An 8,540-nucleotide genomic window follows, 5' to 3' on the forward strand; every position below is an offset into this window, starting at 1 on the left:
CGGCTCCACGCGGCGTCAGCGGCCGAGCGCCGGGCCCAGGCGTTCAGACCGCGGGTACGTACGGGTAGACCGGCGCGGGTTCGACAGCGACGGACTCCTTGCCGATACCGAGGCCGAGCGGGGTGTTGAGCGCCGTCGAGAACATGACGTCGGGGGCGTTGTCGGTCAGCGCGCGGCCGTTCCACTGGAGGAAGCCGTAGGAGGCGGGGGTGCCCACGGTGTAGGGCAGCATGTTGGGCAGTACGCGGGCGGCGAAGCTCTGGCCATAGGCGTCGGGGTCCGCGCTGGTGCCGTACGCGCGGACGGCGCCGGCGATCATGGCGGCCACGGTGCCCGCGTAGTTCCGTACGTCGTCGGCGGGCCTGCCCTGGTTGAGACGGTCGCCCAGATCCTCATCGAGCTGGGTGAACAAGGGGTGGATCATGGGCAGACCGTCCCGGTTGATCTGCCTCCAGCCGCCCACGTCGGTGGCCAGGCTCGCCAGCGTCCAGGCGCTGATACGCCGGTCGGGGCCGGCCAGTGCGAGCAGCTCGCTGTCGGACACTTCGAGCACGATCGAGTGAACGGTGTGGCCGGCGAAGAGATTCACGGCCTTGGCCGGGTCCCAGCCCTCCAGGTCCGCCCGGGTGCCGTTCTTGACGGCCTTGCCGACGGCCTGCAGCACGTCCGGCTCGATCCAGAACGGATCTCCGGCCCTGCCCGCCCACACCCGGGCACCTCCGCCGAGGTCCTGGGTACGGTCCGTGGCGCCCTCGACGACCAGGGTGCCTTCGGCATGGCTGTCCTGCGCCTCGACACCGGTGAGGCGGTGCATGCGGTACGCCTGGCGGCCATCGGGCCCCCGCTCGCCGAAGGTGAAGCGGTAGGTCAGTTCCTCCACCGCGTCGCCGTCACCGTCGATCTTGAATTCGTAGCGGCCCTCGGGGTGGAACCCGCGCGGGATGTCCTCACCGGCCAGCGAGTGGGAGACGTCCATCACGAACACCGTGCCCCGCTCGCCGCGGAAGAGGAAGAAGTCGGTGATGTCCAGCCGGGGGTCCTGCCGGGCGATCGGGGAGTCGAGATGGTGCGACATGACATGCTCGCAATCTGTGGAGACCCATATGATCCGATATGACCCCATAGTAACTTTCCGCCAAATTCAACGCCCATCAAGTGACGTAGGTCACTCATTTTCCGGAGTACGGATCGGGTCGCTCAGCCGTCTTTCCCTGTGGGAGTGAGCAGCGCACCCGATCCACCGTCGGTCCGGCGAAGGGGAACAGGCCATGTCACCCGTCATTGAACATGCCATACAGGCCCGGCTTGTCGCGTCCGCCCCCAGGACCGAGACGGTCGTCGTGACGCTCCGGTACGAGCCGGCCGACCCCTTCGCCGTGCGTATGTCGTTCCCGCCGCCCGCGACACTCGAAGGCACCGAAGTGACCTGGGAGTTCTCGCGCGAGCTGCTGGCCATGGGCATGGACGAGCCGGTCGGTCTCGGTGACGTACGGGTACGGCCCTTCGGTTACGGGCGTACGGTCCTGGAGTTCCACGCGCCCGAGGGCACCGCCATGGTCCATCTGCGCACCGCCGATCTGCGCCGCTTCCTGGACCGCTCCGAGGGGCTCGTCCCCGCGGGGCGTGAGCATCTCCATCTGAACCTGGACCACGATCTGACCGAGCTGCTGCGCGACGCCTGCTGAGGCCGCACGCCCGGCCTCGCCCCGCCTCCGATCACCGGCCTCGCCCAGCCTCGTAATTAATCGCTTTGACACCCGCCCGCCCGCCTTCCTACGGTGGGCGGCGTCCTGTTGTCGTCGATTGGAGTAGGACGTTGCTCGTCTGAGGTCCTGAGACACCGTGCCGCACAGCTCTTCCGGCTGTGCGTTCTCGTGTGTGACCTCGGCGTCGAGCCGTCCTCCCCGACCGGGACTCCCCCGTATCGCGGTGTCTCCATCCGTTGCCCCGCCATCCCGCCGCACTCATTTCGCCGCACTTTGCAGCAACCGGAGACCCGTATGTCCGCTTCCCTTGCCCATATCACCTGTACCGCACTCTCCTTCGGCTGGCCCGACGGGACGACTGTGTTCGACGGATTCCAACTGGCTGTCGGCCCCGGAAGAACCGGTCTGATCGGACTCAACGGATCAGGGAAATCAACCCTGTTGAAGCTGATGGCGGGCGAACTCACCCCCACCGGCGGGACGATCGCGGTCTCCGGTGACGTCGGCTACCTCCCGCAGACTGTCGTCTTCGACACCGGACTGCGGGTGGACGACGCCCTCGGTATCGCGGCGGCCCGTGCCGCGCTGCACGCCATCGAGGCGGGCGACCCGAGCGAGGAGCACTTCACCGCGGTCGGCGACGACTGGGATGTCGAGGAACGCGCCCGTGCCGCCCTCGATCAGCTCGGGCTCGGTCACCTCGGCCTCGACCGCACCATCGGCGAGATGTCCGGCGGCGAGTGCGTACTGCTGCGGCTGGCCGCGTTGCTGCTGGCCAGGCCGGGTGTCCTGCTGCTCGACGAGCCCACGAACAACCTCGATCTGCACGCGCGCCGGCGGCTGTACGCGGCGGTCGCGTCCTGGTCCGGTGTGCTGATCGTGGTCAGCCACGACCGTGAACTCCTGGAGCGGGTCGACCAGATCGCCGAACTGCGGGACGGCGAGGTGCGCTGGTACGGCGGTACGTATGCGGCGTACGAGGAGACCCTGGCCCGCGAACAGGAGGCGGCCGAGCGCATGGTGCGGGTCGCCGAGGCCGACGTACAGCGGCAGAAGCGCGAACTGGCCGATACGCGGGTCGCGTTGGCGAAGCGGGCGCGCTACGGCCAGAAGATGAACGACAACAAGCGCGAGCCGCGCATTGTGATGGGCCTGCGCAAACGGGCCGCCGAGGAGTCCGCGGGCCGACAGCGTGTCCTGCACACGGAGAAACTCGCGGAGGCGAAGGAGCGCCTCGACGAGGCGGTGGAGGCGGTACGGGACGACGACGAGGTCCGTATCGACCTCCCGCACACCCGGGTCCACCCGGGCCAGAGCGTACTGAGCCTGCGTGATGTGCGGCTGCGGTACGGGAGCGGGGCGAGGGCGGAGACCGAGCCCGCGGACGAGGCCGAGCCCGCCACCGGGACCGCCACCGCCACCGAGGCCGAGCCCGCCACCGGCACCGGCACCGGGACCGGGACCGGGACCGGGACCGCCACCGAGGCCGAGGCCAGGAAAGGAGTCAGGCTGGAGATCCACGGGCCCGAGCGGATCGCTCTGGTCGGGCGCAATGGCGCGGGCAAGACCACACTGCTCCGGACGCTCGCCGGGGAGCTGGAACCGCTCTCAGGCGAGGCGCTCACCCACGTACCGCTGCGCTTTCTGCCCCAGCGGCTGGATGTGCTCGACGACGCGCTGACCATCGTGGAGAACGTGGCCCGCTTCGCGCCCGCCGCCACGAACAACGCGATCCGGGCGCGGCTGGCCCGCTTCCTGTTCCGCGGCGCCCGTGCCGAACAGCGAGCCGGAACCCTCTCCGGCGGAGAGCGCTTCCGAGCCTCGCTCGCCGCCCTCCTCCTCGCCGAACCCGCCCCGATGCTGCTGATGCTGGACGAGCCCACGAACAACCTGGACATGGCCAGCGTCCGCCGGCTGACCGCCGCGCTGGAGTCGTACGAGGGAGCGCTGATCGTGGCGAGCCACGATGTCCCGTTCCTGGAGTCGATCGGCATCACCCGCTGGCTGCTCCTGGACGGAGAGCTGCGGGACACAAGCGCCGAGGAGGTACGGCAGACGCACCTGCCGTAGCCGGCCGCGGATCCGACGCGGACCGGGCGCGGGCGCGGCTGTGCCGGTCACAGCCGCACTCGCGCCCGTACCCGCACCCGGGTCCGGGTCCGCCCTCCGTACCCCCAAGGCCCCGAAACTCGACAGAAGTTGTCGGGATTAGCCGTTAGCGTCGCGGCATGCCTCAGAACATCGTCATCACCGGTGCCCGGGAGAACAATCTCCGGGATGTGTCGCTCAGCATTCCCAAGAACAAGATCACTGTGTTCACGGGGGTGTCCGGGTCGGGGAAGTCCTCGATCGTCTTCGATACGGTCGCCGTGGAGTCGCAGCGGCAGCTCAATGAGACCTTCACCTCGTTCATCAGGAACTTTCTGCCGAAGTACGAACGGCCGCAGGTCGACGCGATCGACGATCTGTCGGTGGCCGTGGTGGTGGACCAGAAGCCGATCGGGGGGAATGTCCGGTCCACGGTGGGCACCATGACCGATATCTACTCGGTGATCCGGGTGCTGTTCTCGCGCCACGGCGTACCGAGCGCGGGTCCGGCCGCCGCGTACTCCTTCAACGATCCCTCGGGGATGTGCACCGTCTGTGACGGGGTGGGGCGGGTGGTCGCGCTCGATCTCGACCGGGCGATCGACTGGACCAAATCCCTCGACGAGGGTGCCCTGTTGCTGCCGGGGCTCTCGGTGGGGAGCTGGGAGTGGAGTCTGTACGCGGACTCCGGGCGCTTCGACCGGACCAGGCCGATCCGTGAGTACTCCGAGGAGGACCGCGAACTGCTGCTGCACGGCGCGGACTTCAAGGTCCGGCTGAAACTGAAGTCGGGTTCGGTGGACATGAAGTTCGAGGGGATAGTCAGCCGGTTCACCCGGCTCTTCCTCAAGCGTGACACCGCCGCCATGTCGGAGAAGCGCCGGGAGTCGGCGGCCCGCTTCACCGTGGACCGGCTGTGCGAGGCCTGCCGGGGAGCCAGACTCAATGAGGCCGCGCTGGCGACCCGGATCGACGGGCTGAACATCGCCGACCACACAGCGATGGAGGTCGCCGATCTGGTGGACGTGCTGGGCCGGATCGACGATCCGGTGGCCGCGCCACTGGCCGCCGCCGCCCGCGAGCGGCTTGAACGGCTGGTGGGGATCGGGCTCGGCTATCTCAGTCTGGACCGGGAGACCAGCACACTCTCCGGCGGCGAGGGCCAGCGGCTCAAAGTCGTACGCCATCTGGGGAGTTCACTGACCGGCCTCACCTTCATCTTCGACGAACCGAGCGTGGGCCTGCATCCGCGGGATGTGGGACGCCTGAACGAGCTTCTGGTGCGGCTGCGCGACAAGGGCAACACGGTGCTGGTGGTGGAGCACGACCCGGATGTGATGGCGATCGCGGACCATGTCGTCGACATGGGTCCGAGGGCGGGGACGGACGGCGGACTGGCCGTGTACGAGGGTCCCGTGGAGCTGCTCAAGGAGGCCGATACGCTCACCGGCCGCTGTCTGCGCCGCCGTACACCGCTGAAGGAGTCGTTCCGTGCGCCCGCCGGCTGGCTGCCGGTGTCCGGGGCGGATCTACACAACCTGAAGGGCGTCGACGTACGGTTCCCCACCGGTGTGCTCACGGCGGTGACCGGGGTGGCGGGCTCCGGAAAGTCGACCCTGGTCTCCGGTGTGTTCACCGAGGCGTATCCGGAGGCGATCGTCATCGACCAGGGTGCGATCGGCGCGTCGTCCCGCTCCACCCCGGCCTCGTACATCGGGGTCATGGACACCGTCCGGAGGATCTTCGCCAAGGAGAACGGAGTCCGGCCGGGGCTGTTCAGCTTCAACTCCTCGGGCGCGTGCGCGGAATGCTCGGGCCGCGGGCTGATCTACACCGATCTGGCCTTCATGGATCCGGTGACCACGACCTGCCAGAGCTGCGAGGGACGGCGCTTCCACGACGAGGTGCTCGGGCACCGGGTGAAGGGCCGCTCGATCGTCGACGTACTGGACATGACGGCAGCGGTGGCGATGGAGTTCTTCGAGGACAGGGCGCTGCTGCGGAAGCTGCGCACGCTCAATGACGTCGGGCTGACGTATCTCACGCTCGGGCAGCCGCTCAGCTCGCTCTCCGGGGGAGAGCGGCAGCGCATCAAACTCGCCACGCAGCTTCACCGTACGGGCAGCGTGTACGTCCTGGACGAGCCCACCACCGGGCTGCACATGGCGGATGTGGACACGCTGGTCGCGCTGCTGGACAGGCTGGTGGACGCGGGGAACTCGGTGATCTGCGTCGAGCACAACATGGATGTGGTGAAGCGCGCCGACTGGGTGATCGACCTGGGTCCGGACGGCGGCAAGCACGGCGGTGAGATCGTCTTCGAGGGCACACCGCGCCAACTCCTCGACCATCCCAAGTCGTTCACGGCCGCGTACCTGAGGAGGGACCTGGCGGCCTGACCGGGCCGGTGGCCCGCGGGGTCAAGGCACCGGACCTGCGTGCATGACCGAGCGTAGGGAGTACTCATCACTTCGTGTCAGGGGACTCCAATGCCGCGGGCTTGGCCTCCGGCTTACAACGGCTTTAACCTACGGTGTCGTAACCTACGAACCCGTAGGTAAAAGTACCTCCCGTCCCCAGGAGCACCCGTGGCACTCATCTCTCCCCACCTCGGCAGTTCGGACGCGTGGACCGACGCCCGACTGCTGTACGCGCTGGAGGAGGTGGTGGAGAAGGAACTCAACCGTCATCTCAAGGTCGCCAAGGACTGGATGCCGCACGAGTACGTGCCCTGGTCGGACGCCCGTAACTTCCCCGGCATATTCGCGGACGGCGAGGCCTGGGAGCCTCAGCAGTCGAAGGTCACGGACATCGGCAAGATCGCGCTCGTGGTGAATCTGCTCACCGAGGACAACCTCCCGAGCTACCACCACGAGATCGCCAGCCTCTTCGGCCGCGACGGCGCCTGGGGCACCTGGGTGCACCGCTGGACCGCCGAGGAGGGCCGCCACGGCATTGTGATGCGTGACTATCTGCTCGCGTCGCGGGCCGTGGACCCGGACAAGCTGGAGAGCTTCCGGATGGCGCACATGTCGGAGGGCTTCGAGTCCGACAACCGGCACTCGATGCTCCACTCGGTCGCGTATGTCGCCTTCCAGGAGCTGGCGACCCGTGTCTCGCACCGCAACACCGGCCATCAGTCGGGCGATCCGGTCTGCGACCGGATGCTGGCGCGGATCGCCACCGACGAGAACCTGCACATGGTCTTCTACCGCAATCTGCTGGGCGCCGCCTTCGAGATCGCGCCCGACCTCACCATGCAGTCCGTGCGCGATGTGGTGATCAACTTCCGTATGCCCGGGCACGGCATGCCCGGCTTCGAGCGTGCCGCCGCGCAGATGGCCATCGGTGAGATCTACAACATGCGGATCCATCACGACGATGTCCTCCAACCGGTGCTGCGCTACCTCAAGGTGCTGGACATCGACGGGCTGGGTCCGGAGGGGCTCCGGGCGCAGGAGGAGCTGGGCCTCTACATGGGCGGGTTGAACAGCGAGGCGAGCAAGTTCGACGAGAAGCTCGCCGCCCGCAAGGCGCGGATGGCGGCCCGCGCCGCCGGCTGAGCACGGCCGAGCCGGGCTGGGGGCGGCCAAGCCGGGCTGGGGGCGGCCAAGCCCACCTGGGGGCCGACCCGTCGCGCCCCCGGCCTGCCGTCCGCGTCGGCTGCGAGGTTTCCGCACGTGTGAGGTTTCTCCGCGCCGCTCGCGGAGTCCTCGTACGCTGTGCCGGATGAAGCCTGTCACACGCCTCTTCCTCATAGGTGCGCCCGTTGTGGTCGCCGTCGCCGTGATCCTGGGCGGCGGCGATTCGGGAGTGCTCGCCGACAATCCGCCCTCGTACCCCGAGCACACCGGCGCGCCCAATCCGCTGGCGCCCGGAGCCCTGGAGAACGAGGAAGAGGTACGGAAACGGATCGACGCGATGCCGCCCGGCCTCGCGGCCCCGGAGAAGAAGGAGATGGCCGCGCGGCTCGTGGCCAGCGCGGAGAGCTCCACACTCGACTGGCGCGGCCTGTACGGCACCATCGAGGACCTCGGTGACGGCAACGGCTATACGGCCGGGGTCATCGGCTTCTGCTCGGGCACCAACGACATGCTGCAGCTCGTCGAGTCGTACACGAAGAGCCACCCGGACAATCCGCTCGCGCCGTATCTCCCCGCGCTGCGCGCCGTGGACGGCACCGACTCGCACGAAGGCCTCGACCCCGGTTTCCGCGAGGCCTGGGCGCAGGCCGCCCGGTCCCCGGACTTCCGGGCCGCGCAGGACGCGATCCGGGACCGGGTCTACTTCGATCCGGCGGTCCGGCTGGCCAAGATGGACGGGCTCGGCACGCTCGGGCAGTTCATCTACTACGACGCGATGGTGCTGCACGGCCCGGGGCTCGATCCGCACGGCTTCTACGGGATCCGCGAGGCGGCCATGAAGAAGGCGCAGACCCCGGACCGGGGAGGCGACGAGAAGGCATATCTCACCGCGTTCCTGGACAGCGGCCGGGCCGTGATCAAGGCCGAACTGATGACGGCGCAGCGGGACTCGTCCCGTATCGACACCGCTCAGCGGGTCTTTCTGCGGGACGGCAACATGGCCCTCGAACCGCCGCTGACCTGGGAGATGTACGGGGAGACCTTCCGGATCGCCGCACACTGAAACCGCTCGCGCGCTGAGGCCGGACGCGCACCGAGCCGGCCGGGCACTGAGCCGGCCGGGGCCTCCTGGGCTCTTGGTCTGGGGCCCTCGCGGGCATTT

At 68.6% G+C, this 8,540-nt stretch carries 6 protein-coding genes; 5 read left to right on the forward strand and 1 reads right to left on the reverse strand.

The genetic code is table 11. From position 1 onward, the window contains the following. Window positions 1-43: 43 nt before the first annotated feature. Window positions 44-1,075: a DUF4331 family protein gene (locus ACFU9P_RS04105; RefSeq protein WP_384077689.1), complete on the reverse strand. Its 1,032-nt coding sequence runs from the start codon at window positions 1,073-1,075 to the stop codon at window positions 44-46. 193 nt (window positions 1,076-1,268) lie between these two features. Here ACFU9P_RS04105 and ACFU9P_RS04110 point away from each other — a divergent pair, with 193 nt between their 5' ends. The 5 genes from ACFU9P_RS04110 to ACFU9P_RS04130 all read left to right on the forward strand — a co-directional run bounded on the left by ACFU9P_RS04110 (window position 1,269) and on the right by ACFU9P_RS04130 (window position 8,441). Beyond that, window positions 1,269-1,685: an SsgA family sporulation/cell division regulator gene (locus tag ACFU9P_RS04110; RefSeq protein WP_046503833.1), complete on the forward strand. Its 417-nt coding sequence runs from the start codon at window positions 1,269-1,271 to the stop codon at window positions 1,683-1,685. A 315-nt stretch (window positions 1,686-2,000) separates the two neighbouring features. After that, a complete protein-coding gene (locus tag ACFU9P_RS04115; protein ID WP_384077690.1) occupies window positions 2,001-3,776 on the forward strand; it encodes an ABC-F family ATP-binding cassette domain-containing protein in 1,776 nt (591 codons plus the stop codon). A gap of 158 nt (window positions 3,777-3,934) precedes the next feature. Then, window positions 3,935-6,193, forward strand: coding sequence for an ATP-binding cassette domain-containing protein (locus ACFU9P_RS04120; protein ID WP_384077691.1), 2,259 nt, complete (start codon window positions 3,935-3,937; stop codon window positions 6,191-6,193). 189 nt (window positions 6,194-6,382) lie between these two features. Continuing rightward, window positions 6,383-7,357, forward strand: coding sequence for an acyl-ACP desaturase (locus ACFU9P_RS04125; RefSeq protein WP_376376900.1), 975 nt, complete (start codon window positions 6,383-6,385; stop codon window positions 7,355-7,357). Window positions 7,358-7,523: 166 nt separating this feature from the next. Continuing rightward, window positions 7,524-8,441, forward strand: a complete 918-nt coding sequence (locus ACFU9P_RS04130; protein ID WP_384077692.1) for a chitosanase — start codon at window positions 7,524-7,526, stop codon at window positions 8,439-8,441. Window positions 8,442-8,540 lie beyond the last annotated feature (99 nt).

Origin of the sequence: Streptomyces sp. NPDC057617, assembly GCF_042800555.1 — a bacterium.
Classification (GTDB): Bacteria; Actinomycetota; Actinomycetes; order Streptomycetales; family Streptomycetaceae; genus Streptomyces.